Genomic DNA, 16,963 nt, shown 5'->3' on the forward strand with positions numbered 1-16,963 from the left:
GGTTTGACGCGCGCGGTCGACTACGTGCGCTACGCCATCCGCAAGGGCTGGATGGAAGCCTGAGGAGAGGCTCGCTAGCAGGCTGCTGAAAAAGTCGCATGGCGACTTATTCAGCGCCCCTGAAACAAACAGCAGGCGCTGAATAAGTCGCCATGCGACTTTTTCAGCAGCCTGCTAGCGAGCCTCTCCTCAGGCTTCCATCCAGCCCTTGCGGATGGCGTAGCGCACGTAGTCGACCGCGCGCGTCAAACCGTACTGCTGGGCGATGTTGGCGCGGTGGTTCTCGACCGTCTTCTGTCGAATGCCGAGCTCGCCGGCGATCTCACGATTGGTCTTGCCCTCGGCAGCCAGCAGCAAGATCTCGCGCTGGCGCTCGGTGAGCTCCCGGCGACGGGATTCACCGCGCAGGCGGGGTCGGTCCCGCGCCGCATCGGACTTCCAAGCCCGTAGCAGAGTCGGGCTGACGTAGCGCCCACCGCGGTGGACGCTACGAATCGCGTAGACGAGATCCTCGATGCTGTCTTCTTTGAGGGCATAGCCATCGGCACCCGCCGCCAAGGCTTGCTCGACAACGCGCTCCTGGTCGTGCATCGAGACCATCAGAACGCGCGGCCTGAAGCGCCCTTGGCGCAGCGCCGCGGCGACCTTCAGGCCGTCTCCCGGGCCCAAGGCCACATCGAGCAGGAGGACGTCCGGCTCGAGCGCCGCCACCTGCGCCAGCACTTCCCGCTCGGCGCTGGCCTCACCGACCACCTCGAGATCCGCCTCGGCCGCGAGCACGGTGCACAAGCTCTGGCGGAACAAGGCATGATCATCCGCCAGCAGCAAACGAATGGGCTTCATGGCTGGACTCCTCGAACCCGTATCGCCGTGCCACCCCCCGGTCTCGAGAGGAGCTCGAAGCGACCGCGAATCAACATCGCCCGCTCTTTCATGATCGACAGCCCCAGGCCGCCGGTCTGCCGCTGATGGGGAGTGATTCCCTGACCGTCGTCGACAATGGCGAGATCCAGGGTTCCGGCCGGGTCGACCTGCAGCTCGACCCGGATCCGACCCGCCCCCGCATGGCGAATCGAGTTGTTCAAGGCCTCCTGGACGATGCGAAAGACATGAACCTCGGCCGCCGCCGAGAGGGCGGGCAGCTCGCGGACCGCCGCCTCGCCCTGGTGCCTCGGCGCCGCCGATTCCGCCGCGAAGTCCGCAGCCGGCCCCGTCACCACCTCGATCTCCACCGCCTCGGCTCGTGCCACCTCCTCGCAGTGCGCGACGATCGCCGCGCGCAGGCCAAATCGCTGCAGCAACGCCGGCCGCAGCTCGTGGACCACCGCCCGCACCTCGTCACTGGTGCCGCCGAGCTCGTCGATCACGCCGCTCACCGTCGACCAGCTCTGCTGCCGGACCGCATGGCGCAGGGACAAACCATGGGCCGCCAAGCGCTGGACGACCCCATCGTGGAGGTCACGGGCGACCCGCGACTGCACCTGATCGGCCGAGTCGACGAGCTGCATTCCGAGGTGATCGGCCCGTGACCGGAGACTGCGATGTCGCTGGGCGAAGGCGATCAAGAGGGTCATGGCGAAGACCACCATCGACGCCCGCGTCACGGCGCGGTTCAGAATCGGCTGGTAGGACGAGTAGCCATAGAAGAGGCCACCGACGGTCAGAATGGCGAAGCCTGTCGCAACGGCGGTGATCCCGGGCGTCCCGGCCCGCCGTGAGCGCAGTGCCGCCGGCAGAAAAAGCAAGAGCGCCCCGACCACGGCGACCGCCTGGGATGCCAGGAAGATCTGGATCCCGAGCCTCTCACCGGGTGCCGCCAGGGTGGCGAGAGAGCCGACCACCAGGAGAGCATCGAGCCCCCACAGCCAGCGGTCCGCCGCCTTGCCCACCAAGCTCCACAGATAGTGGAGCACAAAGATAACGCCCGCGGTCCAGATCGGTAGGCCGACAAAGGGATAGATCTCGCTCACCGGAGTCGCGGCAAGGCCCGTTGTGGCTCCGAAGGCCTGGTCCAAAGAGCGTGCGACGAAGTAGCAGCCCAACCCTTCGAGGGCCTGCATGGCAACCATGGTGACCAGCACCCAACCGAGCAGGACATGCTCCCGATTGCGCTGTCCAAAGAACCACAGGCCAAGCCACAGCACGAGGTTCGAGGCACTGGCGGCGACCAGGCCGGCATCGATCACGACCGATTGCCGATCGAGCTGCTCTCGACGTTCGATGACCCGCCATCGGGGAGCGACGAACGGAACATCGGCAACCATGCCGCCGGATGACGACCAAAGCTGGACTCGCACCGCCAGGACGTTGCTCTCACCGGGCGGCGCGAGAGCTCCCGGCGGCACCGGGTAACCGCGGGCCTTGTCGGGAATCGGCCAGCGATCGAAGAGCCCTTCCCAACCGACCCGCAGGCCGTTCACAAAGGTCTGATCGACGTCTTCGAGGCGTCCCAAGAAGAGCCCGAGGGGCGCATCGCCGGCATCCGGAGGCGTTACGAAGCGGGTGCGATACCAAACATAGAAGGGCGTCCGGTCCGGCACCCCCGGGGCCCCCTGGTCGCGCAACTGACGGTAGACCTGCAGGGCCGACCCCGGAACCGAGACCTGGTGCCAACTTGGATCCAAGACCAGATCGGGATGGGACCAGCTCGGATCGTCGCCAAAGCGCAGATGCCACCGACGGAGCTCCTCCTCGGCCTGCAACGGCGCCCCAAAGGTCGGGACGGCGAGCGAGCCGGAGATCGCAACCAGGGCGAGCAGATCCAGGGCACCCTTCGACCGCAGAGCCGCCCCTCGGCGGAAGCCCGCGGCGCCGCCACGGGACACTCCAACCAGCCATCGGACAGGGGTAAATGCCCAAGCGGGATGGGCGTAAACACCGATGGATTTTTCTCGCCCGACTGTCAGCATTCCATCAGACTTAATCAATTCACCCTTCGGACTGGCAACCGACCGAAGGGAATCTCTGATTTTCGTCCCTGGAGGGCTGCCCATGTCCATTCCGAGAAGCCGTTTCTCTTCACTCTTTGGTCGGTGCCAGCGGCCGGCCCACAGAAGGCCAGACCCCGATCGGCCGGCCCCCGGTCGGCCGGCCCCCGGTAGGCCGGCCCCCGGTCGCTATCTCGCCGGCGCTCCGCTGCTCCTCGCCATCGCTGCTGTCCTCGTTCTCGGAGCACCTCGCGGGGCCGCGGCGGCCGAGCCAACGATTCACCGCCTTCAACCCACCGCAGCGCTCGGCAGCACCACTTTCGATGGCGACATCTACAGCTTCGAGCATCAGCTCGGCGCCTTGATCGACGAGGTCTTTCGTTGCTTGTCTCCGCACACCAGCGGCACCGACGACAACCAAGTCCTCTTCGACGGCCTCAGTGAGTTTCTCGATCCTTATGTCAACGGCACCGCCCCCTTCGTCTTCGAGTCGGAAACCGGTCCCGGCCCAGACGGCAGCACCGTCACCACGATCACCTCCGCCGGGGACGACGATCTCTTCCCCGAGGGATTCACCGATCCCGACACCGGCACCCCGCTCGATGCCGCCTGCGTCGAGATCGGCATCAGCGACACCTTGGACTCCCAGTTCCCAGTCACCGTCACCCAAGCCACCCTCGAGTTCTTGGACTCGGACACGTCGGTCCTCGGCCCGCTGGATATCACCGACTTCTTCGGCGACCCCTGGGATGGCCGCCTCAGCCTGGGGATTTCGACCTTCGCCGGGCGGGATATCGACACCGTGGAGCTGAAGTTGACCACCGCGCCATCGACCGGCGACATCTTCGCCGACGGCTTCGAAAGCGGCGACGCCACGTCTTGGACGTCGAGTGTGCCGTGATCCGTGGTCCCCAGCCCGTCGGGGTCCTGCCACGGCGAGACCGACGAAGGCAGAAATCGAGCCCTTCGCCGTTTTCTTCACAAACTCTTTCGCAACCGGCTCCGTAGGAATTGGTAGGGACAGGACGTGACACAAACAGTCTCCTTCTCCCTCATCCCTCCTTCAAGCCCCACCCTTACGGTGGGGTCATTTTTTGCTCTCGGACAGCGCCGCGGCGCTGCCACGGGCGCTGCCCCTGGGAGCGGATCCGGCCGAGCAGCTTGAGGTAGGCGCGTTCTTTCTCGGGACCGAGGAGGAGGCGGCTTTCGAGGATGATTTCGGCGGTCACCGTCTCGGATGCGACGAAGCCTTCGGCCAGCTCCCGAATCAAACCCTCGACGCGAGCCCGGTCGGGCTGCGCCGCGGTCAGCTCACGGCGCAGCTCGCGGTCGAGCTCGCGCCGCCGCAGCCGGCGTTCGAAGGACTCCTCGAAAAGCCGACGCTGCAGAGCGATGAAGCGCTCGCGATCCTCCCCAACGAGATCGAGGGCCTCGGCCAACCGATCGAGACGCCGGTGGGCCTGGCGGGCGGCGTCTTCGAACTGCGGAACGGCGCGTTCCCGCGGCGGCTTGTCGCGATTCCAGCGACCCGCCGCCAGGGTTCCGAGAATCCCCAGGTTGACGCCCAGCGAAAGGCACAGCACGAGCACCAGCCAGGATCGCTTCACCCGCGGTCGCCCTCGCCGAGCTCGGCCAGGAGCTGCCAGTAGTCTTCGGCCAGTCCGCCATCGGCTTCGAGAACATAGGCCGAGTCCTCGGCAACCTCCTCCGGCAGCGCGCCGACGCCGACGCCGAGAAAGATGCCGCCGGCGAGCGCCGCGGCTCCGGCGGCCCGCACCCAGCGCGGCAACGGCTGAGGCCGATGGCGGCTCTCCCAGTGGGCCAGGACTCGCCCCTTGAAGCCCACCGGCACGGCCGCCGGGGGCGGCAGCTCGAGGCCGCTCCACAACCTCTCCAAGCGCTGCCGCTCGGCCTCCAGGGCGGGGTCGTCTTCCGCCAACCGGCGCAGCTCGCGCTCCCGCTGCGGCGACAGCTCGCCGTGAATCCAGCGCCACAGCTCTTCTCGCCGCCAGGGCTCGGTGGGTTTGTGCTCTTTCATGATCGCGTTCCTTCCGGCTCGAGGCTCTCACCGTCGAGCACCTTTTCCAATGTTCGCATGGCGCGGAAGAGTCGGCTCTCAACCGCCCCGCGGGTGATCCCCAAAACCTCGGCGATGTCGCGGTAGGCGAGCCCTTCGAAGCGCGCCAGGATGACCACTGACCGCTGTCCCGAGGGCAGGGCGTCGATCGCCCGGCGCACCTGCCGCCAGCGCTCGCGGGTCTCGAGCTGCTCACCGGCATCGGCCAGCGGCGAGGCCGGATCGAGGGCCGTCTCACCACGGCCGGCGGCTTCGTCCGCCGCCGGTGCCAGGCGCAGGAACTGCACCACCTTCTTGCGCCGCAACCGATTCAAGCAGTGGTTGACGGCGATGCGGTAGAGCCAGGTGAAGACCTGTCCGCGGGGCTGGAACCGACCGGCCTTGCCGTAAGCCTTGAGAAAGACCTCTTGGGTGACGTCGCGGGCTTCCTCGACATCGCCGAGCATGCGCTCACAGAGCCGCAACAGGCGCTCTTGATGGCGCTCGACAAGGCTCCCGAAGGCCTCCGCGTCGCCGGCGGCAACGCGCGACAGAATCTCGCGATCGGGATCCGAGAGCTCGGCGGGTAAGGACTCAGCGACCACCACGCCCTATGCAACCCGTCAGCGGGCGAAAGCTTGCGCTCGGCCGGGGCCGAGATTGGATCGCGCTCACAGACGAATCGCGGCGAGCTCGCTCCGCAGCTCGCGACCGGAGGCGGGACGACCGCCGGGCTCCGGGCGCAGGGCCGCCACCAGAACCTCCGCGAAGGTTCCCGGGAGCTGGCCGTCGGGCTCCGGCGGCGCCTCCTTCGGCGGCCAGTCACCGGCCGCCAGCCGGTAGACGATGGCGGCCGCCGAGTAGACGTCGCTGCGGGCGTCGATGGCTTGCCCTTCCGGCACCTCGACCGTCGATCCCGCCACCAGGGAAACTCCGAAATCGGTCACTCGCACCCTGCCATTGGGCTCGAAGAAGACATTGCTCGGAGTCAGTCGGCCATGGACCAAGGCCTCCCCATGGGCCTCTTCGAGGGCCGCCGCGAGCAGCCGTGCGGCGCGCAGCGCCGCCGCCGGCGGCAAGGCCTCGATGCGACCCAGAACATCCGCCATCGGCACGCCATAGATCCACTCCCGGGCGAGGTAGGCGAGGCCGTCGGCAACCCCGAAGTCGTAGGTTCGCGCCACCGCTTCGCCGGTGAGCTTGCGGGCCGACTGCAGGCCGCTGTCGAGGCGCTCGAACTGGGCGACGTCGGTCAATCCCGCCGGCCGGTAGAGCTTGAGGGCGACCAGCTCACCGAGCTCGCGGTCGCGCGCCCGGTAGACCGCGCTCGCCGGTCCCGAGCCGACGGCCTGCAAGATCTCGAAGCGTTGGCCGAAGATGTCGCCGGGGCCGAGATCGGCGGCCGGCCGCTCGCCCTCACCGGCCAGCGGCGAGACCGCGGCGAGGGAAAGGGCGGCCAACGGCTGCGGCGAGAGCACGCCGCGGCGCTCGGCGGGCTGGATCCCGAGGGCTGAGAGGTGCTCCTCGAGGCGCCCCTTGACCTGACGGTCGAGAAGCACCTCGCCCCCATCGGCTTCGCGCAGCAGACTGTCGAGAAGCCGCAAGGGCACGCCGGCCAGGGCTTGACCTTCACAGCCGGCCAGCGCCCCGGGGCCGGAGGTCACCTTGCCCGCCGCCAGGGCGACGGCCGGTGGCTCCCGTTCATCGAAGGCGTTGCTCTTCGCCGTCAAGGCGGTGAGGACTTCGGTGGCGGCGGCGAAGGCCGCCTTGGCCGCATCATCGCCGCGAAACGCACCCAGGGCTCGCGCCCCGAGGTTGCCGATGAAGACGCCACCACTGCCGCGCACCGCGCCGGCAACTCGCCGCAGGTCTTGATTCAAACCGTCGAGCACCTCCTGGGCGTCGAGCCCCGGGGCACTGCCGCGCAAATCCACCCCCAGCAAGACGACCTTCTCCGCCCGCGCCGCCGCCACCGCCTCACCGGACCCGGCCGGGCGGCTGAGGGTGGCGCCGACGGCCTCCAGGGAGCGCCGCTCCCGGAGATCGCCGAGCAGACCGTTGAGGGCAACGGACAGGGGCGCCAGGGCGCCCGCCTTGCGGCTGTCGATGCGCTGCTCATAGTCTCCCCGGGCCGCGATCTCGAGCGATTCCGCCAGGCGCTTGGCGGGGGTCGCGCCACTGCGAGCCAGGGCCATCACGGCCGGCGCCGCGAGCAGCAGGGCGAGGAGCCCGGCGGCGCCCATGGCGGCTACCGGCAGCCACCAGCGGCCGCCCGGCGGAGGCGCCACCGGAGAGAGCACGGCCAGAGCGCCAGCGGGCTCGCCGGCGGCGTCGAGAAGGGGCGTCAAGGTGGCCTCCCAGGGGGCTCCGTCGAGGCTCCAGGAAGCCCTGGGATAGGCCTCTCCGTCGCTCAGGACGCGCCCCAGCTCACCGCCCGGGCCGCCCAGACCGCCGACCTGTCCCTGCAGTCCGAGGGCAAAGCGCTGGCTGCTCGCCCCCACCAGCTCGGGGCCGACGGCGGAGCGGCTGTAGTAGGCGGCATGGGAGCCACCGATGCGCTGGATCTCGAGGGCGAGGAGGTCGTCGACGGCGAAGGCGGCGACGGCGAAGCCGACGAGGTCGAAGTCCGCCACCACCGGCTGGCGGGCGGCGTAGTAGAGCAATCCACCCTGCTCCCAGTAGCCGGTGACGCCGTCCTCCACCGCCGGCGCCTCGAGCAGCGAGCGAGCCGCCGCCCCGAGGGCCGTGCTCGAGCCGTCGCTGCGCGCCAGGACCTGCCCCTGGGGGTCGGTGATCAGGGCGAGATCGAATCCCAGGCGCGCCCGCAGGGTCTCGAGACCACCGGTCATGGCGTCCCCGTCGTCGACCTCCAAGGCCTGCTGCAAGGGCTGGTCCTCGGCCAGCAAACGGGCGATCAGAGACAAGCGATCGAGGCGTTCCCGCTGCAGTCGGTTGTGGGCGCTGGCGCTGCGCTGCAGGCTCTCGCCGACGACGTCACCGGTCGGTTGGGGGCGGTTGAGGAACCACAGCGCCAGAGCCCCGATCAGCACCGTCACCGCAATGATCAGCACGCAGATCGAGAACAGCCGCCTTGCCATCGAGCTACCGGAATCCGCCACGGGTGAGCCTCCCAGCCAAATCCATCGAAAATTGAACCTTGCGCGCCCGATCGTAGCAGGGCGGCGAGAATCGGCGCAGCTCTCTCCTCATCCCCTGTTACGATCCTGCCGGCTCGTCGCAAGTGCCCTCCGAGCCCTCGACACGACGCGGAGAAACACCTCCATGACCGACTCCCCCAAGGCCGCCATCGAGGCCTTCATCGCAAATCCCGCCAAGGGCGATTTCGACATCCTGGCGCAGGCTGCCTTCGCCTTCCAATACGAACGCCTGGCGCCCTATCGCCGCCTCTGCGACGAACGGGGCGCGCGGCCCGGAGAGCTGCCGTCCTGGCGCCAGGTGCCGGCGATTCCGGCGAGCGCATTTCGCAGCCTCGAGCTCGCCACCGCCGAGCCCCAGGCGGTCTTCCGTAGCAGCGGTACGACCGGCGGTTCGGAGGGCGAGGAGCGCAGCGTCCACCACCACCCCTACCCGGACCTCTACCGGCGCGCCATCGACGCCGCCTTCCCGGCCTTCTGTCTGCCCACCCGGGAGCGGCCGGTGATGCTGTCCTTGGTCCCCGATCTCGAGGACTCGAGCCTGGCCTTCATGGCCCGCCACGTGCTCGAGCACCACGGCACCGAGGGCAGTGTCTCCGCCTTCGGGCCGAAACGCCTCAATCTCAAGGTCGCCCGCTCCTGGCTCGGCGCCCGCCAGCGCGACCGCCGGCCGGCCTTCCTCTTCGCCACCACCTTCGCCCTCGCCCACCTCACCGAGGCGCTCGAAAAGCAGAACCTCCGCTTCCGCCTGCCGGTCGGCAGCACTGTCCTCGAGACCGGCGGTTTCAAGGGGCGAGCGCGGGAGGTCTCGCGTCAGGAGCTCCACCAGCAGCTGGAAGCCTTCCTCGGCATTCCAAGGGGCCGCATCGTCGGTGAATACGGCATGACCGAGCTCACCAGCCAGCTCTACACCGGCACCCTTCAGGGTGGCGACCCGGACGCCTTCGGCGCCCCCCATTGGGTGCGCTGGCGGCTCCTCGATCCGATCAGCCTCGAGGAAGTCCCCGCCGGCGAAACCGGACTGATCACCCTGTTCGACCTCGCCAACCTGGGCTCGGCGGTGCACCTGATGACCGAAGACCTCGGCACCGACGACGGCGACGGCCTGCGCCTCGTCGGCCGCGCCCAGGGCGCCGAGCTGCGCGGCTGTTCCCTGACCGTCGAGGAGCTTCTCGGATGATCGAAGCCAGCTTCGGCCACTTCGAGATTCCATCGCCCGACCCGGCCGCCACGGCACGCTTCTTTCGCGCCGCCTTCGGCTGGTCCAGCGCCGCCGTCGAACACCAGGGTGGTGAGTATCGAAAGTTACGTCCTCCCCACGGGCCCGGCGGCGGCATCACCGCCGACCACCAAGCCGTGCCGCAACCGCTGGTGGTGATCCATCTCCACCGCGGCAGCCTCGAGGAAGCGCTGGCCGCCATCGAAGAGGCGGGCGGACGAACCGAGCTGGCTCCCCAAGAGATCGCGGATCAGGGGCGCTTCGCGCGCTTCCGCGATCCCGCCGGCCACCTCTACGGCCTCTGGCAGGGGCGGTGACGGCGCCCTCCCCGGCCGACCTCGCCAGCGAACTGGCCCGCCACGGCTCAGCCCTGCGCGGCCTCGACCGCGACCGCCTGCTGACGGCGTGGGATCAGACCGTCGAGAGCTTTCGCGATCCCGGCTCCGCCGAGCGACGCCGACTCGCCGACCCCCTCGCCAGGGCGACCGGTCTTTCTCCGCCAGGCCTCGACGCCGCCCTCGAGGCGGTTCTTGGCGGCGCCCGGAGAGAAGTCGCCGCCACCACCTTCGCCGCCGCCCAAGACTTTTCCGCACCGCTCGATCCGGCGCTGGTCATCCTCTCCGGAAACTTACCGGCCCTGGTCGTGCAGACCCTGCTGCCGGCCCTCGCCCTCGGCCGGCCGGCGCTGTTCAAGGCGCCGCGTCAGGAGCCGCACTTCACCGCCGCATTCTTGGCGAGCCTGATTCGTCGATTGCCGGTCTTGGGCCAGGCCACGGCCAGCGCTGTTTGGCAAGGCGGCGATCCAGAGATCGAAGCACCGCTGTTCGAGCGCGTCGGTCGAATCCTGATCTATGGCGACGAGGCAGCGACCGCCGACGTCGCGCGGCGGGCACCCGGCAAAACCCACGTCTACGGCCCCAAGACCAGTCTGGCGATCATCGACGAAGCTTCGCCCAAGGAAGCGACCATTCGCGGCCGCGGCCGCGACATCGCCCTCTTCGACCAGCGTGGATGCCTGTCGATTTCGGCCGTCTTCTGCACCGGTGACGGCCGCGATCTGGCGCAACGGCTGGGCCGCGAGCTGGCTCGCCGAGCTCGCCAATGGCCGCCCGGCAGACCTGCCCTGGAAGCCGCCGCCACGGTCCGCCAGTGGCGTGAAACGGCGACCCTGCGAGGTCTCTTCCAGGCCGACCTCGATCCCGCCGCCGGCACCGTGATCGTCGCGCCGGAGGCGACCTTTCTTCCCAGTCCCGGCCAGCGGGCGGTGCGAGTTCATCCGCTGCAGGAGCTCGCCGACGGCCTCGAGAGCCTCCGGCCCTGGCGCGGCAAGCTGCAGGGTGCAGCCCTCGCGGGGCCGCAGGCCTGGGCCCTGCGCCACCGGCTCACGGAGCTCGGACTCAGCCGCTTCGCGGCCGTCGGCGAGCTGCAATCGCCGACGGCGAGCTGGCACAATGGCGGCCGCGATCCGCTCGCCATAATTTCAGAATGACTACAGGTCTAAAACATATCTGATTCGGGAAGTATCCCTTCGTTGTCAAAGACTTACGCCGATTGACAGCCTTCGATCGGTTTGAGAGCATCGCACTCAAACTAAGAGAGATCTTCGCGGGTTTGACGGTCGGCGCTGCGCCGCACCGGACCTTCGAGCGAAACGGAACCACGAAGGGGCCATTCCATGAATCATTGGAAAGTACTGCGGACGGTAGCCATCGTCCTCGCCATCGCCTGTCTCCTCACCCTGCCAGCGACCGCCCAGACGGCTGCCGAGCGCGCCGAGCTGGCCGCCGATGCGGCCGGCAACAGCGATCAGCCCGGTAGCGGGTCGGACGACGGCGGCATCGTCTGCACCACCGGTTCGCCGACCGACTTCTACTTCAGCGACTTCGAGGCCGACGGCGGTGGCTTCGCCCTCTCGGCCGGCGCCGATTGGGAGCGCGGCGCCATCGTCACCGGGGTGTTCGAGAACTGCGACATGCCGCCGCGACCGGAACCGGCGGCAGCACCTTCTGGCTCCAACGTCTGGGCCAACAATCTCGATGGCTGCTATGACAATGCCAACGCCGAGAGCATCCTCAGCCAGACCTTCGACTTCAGCTCCTTGAGCGCGCCGATCGAGCTCACCTGGGAGAACTGGTACGAGGTCTTCGTGAGCTTCGACATGGGCGAGGTACTGGTCAACGGCGACACCGTCTTCAGCATCGGCACCACCGCCGCCACCGGCTTCGTCACCGAAAGCGCCGACCTGTCGGCCTATGCCGGACTGGCGAGCGTCACCATCGAGTTCCGCCTCTTCGCCACCAGCGTGGTCAACCGCATGGGCATGTACATCGACGACGTCCGCATCGCCACCTGCGGCGGCGAATCGGAGCTCGAGATCACCAAGAGCGACGACTCCGGCGGCACGGTGATGCCGGGCGGCACCCTGGTCTACACCCTCGAGGTCACCAACAACGGCCCGGACGACGATTCCGACGTGGTGGTCACGGACATGCTGCCGGCGGAGGTGACCTACGTCTCCGACGACTGCGGCGCCCTCAACGTACCGCCCTGGACCTGGAATGTCGGTACCGTCATGGCCGGTGGCAACGCGATCTGCAACATCACGGTGACCGTTGACGGCGAGGGACCGATCGTCAACACGGCGACGGTGACCGGCGCCAACTCGGACGACATGACCGGCAACAACGCCTCGACCATCACCACCGTGGCCCAGGCCAGCGTCCTCGAGATTCCGACCCTCGGCACCCTCGGGCTGGTGGCCTTGATCCTGCTCCTGCTGGGGTCCGCCACGCTGCTGATGCGCCGCCGGACCTAGTCGGCCCCTCGCGGCCAGATACAAAAAGCGCCCGGCCAAGGCCGGGCGCTTTTTCGTGGCGTGGAAGACGCCGCGAGAGACCTGCGTGTGATCAGCCCTTGTAACGACCGCTCACGATGTCGTCGATGGTGAGCTCCGGAACCCGCCAGGCGGGGCCGCCGCGCAGCCGGCCGACCTCTTTGCCATCGACATAGACAATGCCCGTGGGCACGCTGCTGACGTCGTCCTTCTTGGCCTCGGGCTCGTCACCGAAGGGGCTGGGCAGGCCGTAGAACTCGAACTCGACCTTCGACCCCTCGAGGGCCTCGACCACCTTGAGCAGGGGGGGCACCGAGCGCGAGCAGGCCGGGCACCAGGATCCGAAGTAGACCCGCACCCGCACATCCTTGCCTTGAGCCTTGAGAGCCGCGAGGGACTCGGCGTTGGGGACATAGCTTTCCGCGGTGCGCTGATACTGGACGCTGTAATCGAGCAATGCCGAAGCGCCCTGCAAGCCGAGCAGGTAGGGCTTGGGCTTGAAGACCGCGTCCTTGCCGCCGACGCTGAACTTGATCTCCTGGCCGGACGGCGAGAAGCGCCCTTCGGGCTTGAACTGGGCGTCGGCGAGAATGTCGACGTTGCCGCCCGGCCGCCGCGCCAGCTTCATCACGCTCACCGACTGCACCATGCCCGAGCGCGGCACCAGCAAGGTGGGCTCCGGAAGAGCGGACGACATGATCAGGAAGGCGGCGGCGCGCCGCGACTGGAAGACCTCCGCCTTGTCGTCGACCTTGCCACCGATCTCGATCACGAAGTCGCTGGTGGGAACGAAATCCCGAAACACGGAATCGGCCGGAAGCTGCTGAGCCCCGGCGGAGAGGCAGAGGCAAAGCGCCAGAATGGCCGCTCCGGAAACTAATAGGCGGCGCGCAAAAACATCGGGATTACGGTGCATCATGTCCTTGAACCTCGTCATTGGTGGTTTCATCCGAATCAGCGGACGGGTCTCCTAGAGAAGCTACAGCAAGACCGTTGCCAGCCGTCGCCGCCGTCATCACGACGGCCGGGGGCAGCCCGCTGACGGTGCTCTCGACCCGACCATCGACGACCTCGAAGGAGCGCGGCAGGGTTCGGAAGAGGGGCTTGAGGAGGGCCTCCGGCGCCTCCCGCACCTCGAACACCGGCCCGAGCTGCCAGTAGAACTGCTGCAGCTCTTCGGCCAGCGCCCCACTCACCATCCAGAGCGGTGGTGCGGCGCCGTCGAGGGCCGCCAGGGCGTGCTCGTTGAGGCTCTCGATGGAGTCGGCGACGGCCGTCGTGTCGGGATTCGCCAGCATCACCCAGTGATGGCCTTCGAGGAGCTCCGGCACGACGTCCTGGAGACAGACCGTTTCGGCGCCGCGACCGGCGCAGAGATCGGCCACTTCGACGCCGGGCTTCAAGCGCGTCGCCAGGTTGTCGAGGGGCAGCTCCGGCGCCTTCCAGGCGAACAGGATGGAAGCCACCGCCACCAAGCCCGCCACCACGGCGCGCAGCGGAGCGATACCGCCGCCCCGACCGCGGCCGAGAAACATCAGCAGGGCTGGAATCCCGAGCAGCAGGAGATCTTGCCAAAAGGCTTCCCCGGGGGTGCGCTCGACCAGGTTGCCGAAGCAGCCGCAGGCTTCGCTCGGATCGCGCAAGCCGCGCGCCGTCAACCAGTAGTTGCGGCCGGTCAAGAAGATGAAGAACAACACCAGGGCCACCGTCGGCAACAGGACCCAGAGGCGGCGCACACCGAGCACCAGGGCGGTGCCGAGGCCGGCTTCGAGGGCCAGAGCGATGAGCGCCACGGTCAGCGCCGGGAAGAGGAAATCGAGCCCCTCGAGACGAATCTGGTCGGCGAAGGCGCTGGGGTCGAGCCCCTTGCCCCAAACCGCCACCAGGAAGACCACTCCGAGAACAGCACCCGCCAGGGTGCCGACGACGGAGCGCCAGCGAGACGTCGGCTGGTGACTAGCCGGCATGGCTCACCGCCTGGCTCCCGAGCAGGACGGGAAGCGCCTGCCGGGCCACGGGAAGCGTGAAGCCGCAGAGCCCAGCGGCCGAAAGAGCGGCGTCACCGCCGGCTGAGGAGAGAATCAAGCGGGCCATGGAAGGCGAAATCCTAGCAGGTCGTCGCGCCCCTCGGCGCCGGCCTTGGAACATTCGACGGGCGTCCCTCGTAGGGTTGCTGAAGATGGAACGACTGCGGAGAAAAGATAGATCATGAAAGGCTTCCTGCTCTGGCTCATTCTGTTTGTCGTGTGCTGGCCGCTGGCTCTGTTGGCGCTCGTCGCCTATCCCTTCGTCTGGCTGATCCTGCTGCCCTTCCGGCTCGTGGGCATCGCCGTCGGCGGAGTGTTCGATCTGCTCAAGGCGATTCTGTTCCTGCCCTCTCGCCTCCTCGGCATGAAGCCGGCGCGAGCCTAGCCTCGCCGCCGCCCGGACGCTTCGGCGACCTTTTCTAGCAAGCCGCGTGCCGAGGACTCGCCAATCCACCGTGGCGTGCGAGCGAGTATGGAAGGCGTGCGAATCTACCTCTTCGCCCTCCTCGCCTGCGCCTGCCTGATTCTGGGATGCTTTCCTCGCCAGGCCGGACCGCGCCTCGCCCACTTCGCCACCACCGCACCAGCCGTCGGAGAGCCGGCGCCGGCGTTCTCCCTGCCGTCCCTCGACGGCGGCGAGCTCGCCCTCGAAGAGTTGCTCGACGATCGGCCCGTCGTGATCCAGCTCGGCAGCCACTCGTGCCCCGTTTACCGCTTCCGGCGCCATTGGCTCCGCGGCCTTCTCGAAGACTACGGCGAGCGAGTCCGCTTTCTCGTGATCTATTCCATCGAGGCCCATCCGGAAGGTTCCAAGAGCCCCCATGCGGAGGGTGAATGGAACCCCTGGATCAACAAGATCGCCGGCATTCGCATCGCCCAGCCGGAGACCTTCGAGGAGCGCTTCGAGCGCGCCCGGCAGTCGCGCATCGACCTCGGCCTCACGGACTTCGAAAGCTCTCTGTCCTTCGTCGTCGACCGCCTGGATGACGCGATCTGGCAGACCTACGGTGCCGCCTCGGCACCAGCCTTCGTTCTCGATCGTGACGGCACGGTGGTTTCCCGCCAGGTGTGGGTCGATCCGAAGGAAATCCGCCGGGTCCTCGATCGCCTTCTCGCCGCAGACCCCGAGCCGGCGGCAGCTCGCGAAAGGGCCGCGGCCCAGTCCGACGAAAGAGCCCCTCAGTAAGCGGTTCGCGGCAGCGGAAAGCCGGGCTGCTCCGACAGCCGCATCGCCTGACGGTAGTGCCGGCGATCGTGCGTCACCAGAATGGTGAAGGCTTCGCCGAGGGAGAACCGCAGCAGCCGGGTCAGGGGAGACGGCAGCTTGGGACGGTTGGGATCGAGCTCGTCCGCCGTCTGCATCAGCTCGACGACGCGCCGCTGCCGATCGAGGTAGCGTTCGAGCACGGCGTCGGCAGATTGATCCGAGACTTCCGGCTGGAAGACCTTGAAGGTCTTGATCGGCCGACTGCCGAACTCGAGGGCGCGGACGAAGCGGTTGCCGATCCACGAAGGCTGGAAGGAAGCCGACGCCGGCCGCTGCCGGTCGACCACCCTCTCGAGCCGCGGCAGGTAGAGGTCGGCGGTCACCGCCAGGTGATCGACGCACTCGGCGGCGGACCAAACCTTCGGTGCCGGCTTCCAGCGCAAGGCCTCCTCGGGCCATTTCTCGAACAGCTTTTCGAAGTCCGAGCGAACGGCGTTCGCTTCCTTGACGAGGCGCCGGAGGTGAGGTTGCCGGAGATTGGAATCGGCCATCGACGAGAGCTCCCGAGGTGAGTGAACCCCCTCTCTAACAGCTCTCCCCGATGGCCGTCAATCGCTCGTCAGTCGATCTCCGGCACGCGTCCGAAACCGAGCAGTTTGTCGATCCGGCCGAGAACGTAGTCGAAGACGTTGACCGGCGCCGGAAGGCCCCCTCGATTGCCCTCGACGGTGTACAGAATGCCGTTCGAAACATGGTGAACCAGGCCGATATGCCCCTTCCAGCTGGTCGGCTGATCGCGCCACCAGACGATGATGTCACCGGGCTCCGGAAGCTGCTCTTCGACATCGTAGAGCCAGCCCTTGTCACGGAACTGCGACCGGATGTTGCGCGCCCCCAGGCTGTAGCGGAAGGGCACCCCGGCGGGGTGCTGATCGAAGCACCAGCTGACGAAGCCGGCGCACCAGTTGGCCGGTGTCGGCACGATGTCGCGGAGGTATTTCTCGACCCAGGGGCCGGAGTTGTTGCCACCCTCCTCACGCGCTCCGGCGCGCATCTCGCCGAGGGCCGCCGCCAGGGCGGCGCGTCCCCGCGTGCTGCCGCCGGCCACCGGCAGCTCGGCGAGGTCGCCCACCGACGGCGGCTGCAGCAGGTGTTCGTTGTCTTCGTGCTCGAGGGCCCACCAGGTGAGCGGACCGACGATGCCGTCGACCACCAGCGGGCGGCCGCGCTCGTCGACGTGGCGGGACTGGAAGTCCTTGACCGCCATGCGCACCAGGCGGTCGAAGAGGTCGGTGGCGACATCCAGAAAGCCGCGCGCCACCAGCAGCGAGGTCAAGCGCCGTACGGCGGCCCCGGAGCTGCCCATCTTGAGTACAGGATTCATCGTCTCTTCCTTGCGCCTCGCAAACCCGATAAAACGTCACTTCGGGCCTGCGGTCCAGGTCGGCGCCGGAGCGAACCACCAGGGGTCGACCCGACGCCGAGCTTCGTGACCTCCTCAGGTGGAGGTTGCTCTCAATCTTTAGGGGACGGACCGGG

General features: G+C 68.1%; 17 protein-coding genes. 7 read left to right on the forward strand and 10 right to left on the reverse strand.

Annotated elements, in window-relative coordinates; genetic code table 11:
* Nucleotides 1-189 precede the first annotated feature (189 nt).
* On the reverse strand, nucleotides 190-843 hold the full coding sequence (locus AAF604_20825) for a response regulator transcription factor (protein ID MEM7052123.1): 654 nt from the start codon (nucleotides 841-843) through the stop codon (nucleotides 190-192).
* Complete coding sequence (locus AAF604_20830; GenBank protein ID MEM7052124.1) at nucleotides 840-2,825, reverse strand: ATP-binding protein; 1,986 nt, start codon at nucleotides 2,823-2,825, stop codon at nucleotides 840-842. The genes AAF604_20825 and AAF604_20830 overlap by 4 nt, the downstream gene beginning before the upstream one ends.
* A gap of 166 nt (nucleotides 2,826-2,991) precedes the next feature.
* Between AAF604_20830 and AAF604_20835 the strand changes: the two genes are divergently transcribed.
* Nucleotides 2,992-3,828, forward strand: coding sequence for a hypothetical protein (locus tag AAF604_20835; GenBank protein ID MEM7052125.1), 837 nt, complete (start codon nucleotides 2,992-2,994; stop codon nucleotides 3,826-3,828).
* Nucleotides 3,829-4,003: 175 nt separating this feature from the next.
* On the opposite strand, the gene AAF604_20840 is transcribed toward AAF604_20835, so the two are convergent.
* From AAF604_20840 to AAF604_20855, 4 genes are all read right to left on the reverse strand, one after another.
* Nucleotides 4,004-4,534: a hypothetical protein gene (locus AAF604_20840; GenBank protein ID MEM7052126.1), complete on the reverse strand. Its 531-nt coding sequence runs from the start codon at nucleotides 4,532-4,534 to the stop codon at nucleotides 4,004-4,006.
* On the reverse strand, nucleotides 4,531-4,965 hold the full coding sequence (locus tag AAF604_20845; protein ID MEM7052127.1) for a hypothetical protein: 435 nt from the start codon (nucleotides 4,963-4,965) through the stop codon (nucleotides 4,531-4,533). The genes AAF604_20840 and AAF604_20845 overlap by 4 nt, the downstream gene beginning before the upstream one ends.
* Nucleotides 4,962-5,588 carry a sigma-70 family RNA polymerase sigma factor gene (locus tag AAF604_20850; protein ID MEM7052128.1) on the reverse strand — a complete coding sequence of 209 codons (627 nt, stop codon included), beginning with the start codon at nucleotides 5,586-5,588 and terminating at the stop codon, nucleotides 4,962-4,964. Before AAF604_20850 ends, AAF604_20845 begins: the two co-directional genes overlap by 4 nt.
* Before the next feature lie 66 nt (nucleotides 5,589-5,654).
* Entirely contained in the window at nucleotides 5,655-8,102 is a 2,448-nt protein-coding gene (locus AAF604_20855; protein ID MEM7052129.1) for a cache domain-containing protein, read from the reverse strand.
* A gap of 163 nt (nucleotides 8,103-8,265) precedes the next feature.
* Between AAF604_20855 and AAF604_20860 the strand changes: the two genes are divergently transcribed.
* The 4 genes from AAF604_20860 to AAF604_20875 all read left to right on the forward strand — a co-directional run bounded on the left by AAF604_20860 (nucleotide 8,266) and on the right by AAF604_20875 (nucleotide 12,172).
* The gene (locus AAF604_20860) at nucleotides 8,266-9,318 is read left to right on the forward strand and encodes a hypothetical protein (protein MEM7052130.1); all 1,053 of its coding nucleotides are present in this window, start codon (nucleotides 8,266-8,268) and stop codon (nucleotides 9,316-9,318) included.
* On the forward strand, nucleotides 9,315-9,674 hold the full coding sequence (locus tag AAF604_20865; protein MEM7052131.1) for a VOC family protein: 360 nt from the start codon (nucleotides 9,315-9,317) through the stop codon (nucleotides 9,672-9,674). The genes AAF604_20860 and AAF604_20865 overlap by 4 nt, the downstream gene beginning before the upstream one ends.
* A complete protein-coding gene (locus tag AAF604_20870; protein MEM7052132.1) occupies nucleotides 9,671-10,846 on the forward strand; it encodes an acyl-CoA reductase in 1,176 nt (391 codons plus the stop codon). Before AAF604_20865 ends, AAF604_20870 begins: the two co-directional genes overlap by 4 nt.
* 186 nt (nucleotides 10,847-11,032) lie before the next feature.
* On the forward strand, nucleotides 11,033-12,172 hold the full coding sequence (locus AAF604_20875; GenBank protein MEM7052133.1) for a DUF11 domain-containing protein: 1,140 nt from the start codon (nucleotides 11,033-11,035) through the stop codon (nucleotides 12,170-12,172).
* Between the two features lie 91 nt (nucleotides 12,173-12,263).
* Here the strand turns inward: AAF604_20875 and AAF604_20880 are convergent, their stop codons facing one another.
* Nucleotides 12,264-13,109 carry a thioredoxin family protein gene (locus AAF604_20880; protein MEM7052134.1) on the reverse strand — a complete coding sequence of 282 codons (846 nt, stop codon included), beginning with the start codon at nucleotides 13,107-13,109 and terminating at the stop codon, nucleotides 12,264-12,266.
* A complete protein-coding gene (locus tag AAF604_20885) occupies nucleotides 13,096-14,157 on the reverse strand; it encodes a DoxX family protein (protein ID MEM7052135.1) in 1,062 nt (353 codons plus the stop codon). The genes AAF604_20880 and AAF604_20885 overlap by 14 nt, the downstream gene beginning before the upstream one ends.
* Nucleotides 14,158-14,398: 241 nt before the next feature.
* Between AAF604_20885 and AAF604_20890 the strand changes: the two genes are divergently transcribed.
* Nucleotides 14,399-14,602, forward strand: coding sequence for a hypothetical protein (locus AAF604_20890; GenBank protein MEM7052136.1), 204 nt, complete (start codon nucleotides 14,399-14,401; stop codon nucleotides 14,600-14,602).
* Between the two features lie 87 nt (nucleotides 14,603-14,689).
* Nucleotides 14,690-15,403: a deiodinase-like protein gene (locus AAF604_20895; protein ID MEM7052137.1), complete on the forward strand. Its 714-nt coding sequence runs from the start codon at nucleotides 14,690-14,692 to the stop codon at nucleotides 15,401-15,403.
* Here the strand turns inward: AAF604_20895 and AAF604_20900 are convergent.
* Together AAF604_20900 and AAF604_20905 are read right to left on the reverse strand one after the other, a co-directional pair.
* On the reverse strand, nucleotides 15,397-15,975 hold the full coding sequence (locus AAF604_20900) for a DinB family protein (protein MEM7052138.1): 579 nt from the start codon (nucleotides 15,973-15,975) through the stop codon (nucleotides 15,397-15,399). The genes AAF604_20895 and AAF604_20900 overlap by 7 nt on opposite strands.
* A gap of 68 nt (nucleotides 15,976-16,043) precedes the next feature.
* Nucleotides 16,044-16,808, reverse strand: coding sequence for a CHAP domain-containing protein (locus AAF604_20905; protein ID MEM7052139.1), 765 nt, complete (start codon nucleotides 16,806-16,808; stop codon nucleotides 16,044-16,046).
* Between the last annotated feature and the right edge of the window lie 155 nt (nucleotides 16,809-16,963).

It is taken from the genome of Acidobacteriota bacterium, assembly GCA_039028635.1.
Classification (GTDB): domain Bacteria; phylum Acidobacteriota; class Thermoanaerobaculia; order Multivoradales; family JBCCEF01; genus JBCCEF01.

Coding starts and splice junctions, on each gene's coding strand:
- AAF604_20905 (MEM7052139.1), bottom strand. CDS start 16,808: ATGAATCCTGTACTCAAGATGGGCAGCTCCGGGGCCGCCGTACGGCGC.
- AAF604_20885 (MEM7052135.1), bottom strand. CDS start 14,157: ATGCCGGCTAGTCACCAGCCGACGTCTCGCTGGCGCTCCGTCGTCGGC.
- AAF604_20835 (MEM7052125.1), top strand. CDS start 2,992: ATGTCCATTCCGAGAAGCCGTTTCTCTTCACTCTTTGGTCGGTGCCAG.
- AAF604_20895 (MEM7052137.1), top strand. CDS start 14,690: ATGGAAGGCGTGCGAATCTACCTCTTCGCCCTCCTCGCCTGCGCCTGC.
- AAF604_20890 (MEM7052136.1), top strand. CDS start 14,399: ATGAAAGGCTTCCTGCTCTGGCTCATTCTGTTTGTCGTGTGCTGGCCG.
- AAF604_20845 (MEM7052127.1), bottom strand. CDS start 4,965: ATGAAAGAGCACAAACCCACCGAGCCCTGGCGGCGAGAAGAGCTGTGG.
- AAF604_20825 (MEM7052123.1), bottom strand. CDS start 843: ATGAAGCCCATTCGTTTGCTGCTGGCGGATGATCATGCCTTGTTCCGC.
- AAF604_20880 (MEM7052134.1), bottom strand. CDS start 13,109: ATGATGCACCGTAATCCCGATGTTTTTGCGCGCCGCCTATTAGTTTCC.
- AAF604_20900 (MEM7052138.1), bottom strand. CDS start 15,975: ATGGCCGATTCCAATCTCCGGCAACCTCACCTCCGGCGCCTCGTCAAG.
- AAF604_20865 (MEM7052131.1), top strand. CDS start 9,315: ATGATCGAAGCCAGCTTCGGCCACTTCGAGATTCCATCGCCCGACCCG.
- AAF604_20860 (MEM7052130.1), top strand. CDS start 8,266: ATGACCGACTCCCCCAAGGCCGCCATCGAGGCCTTCATCGCAAATCCC.
- AAF604_20875 (MEM7052133.1), top strand. CDS start 11,033: ATGAATCATTGGAAAGTACTGCGGACGGTAGCCATCGTCCTCGCCATC.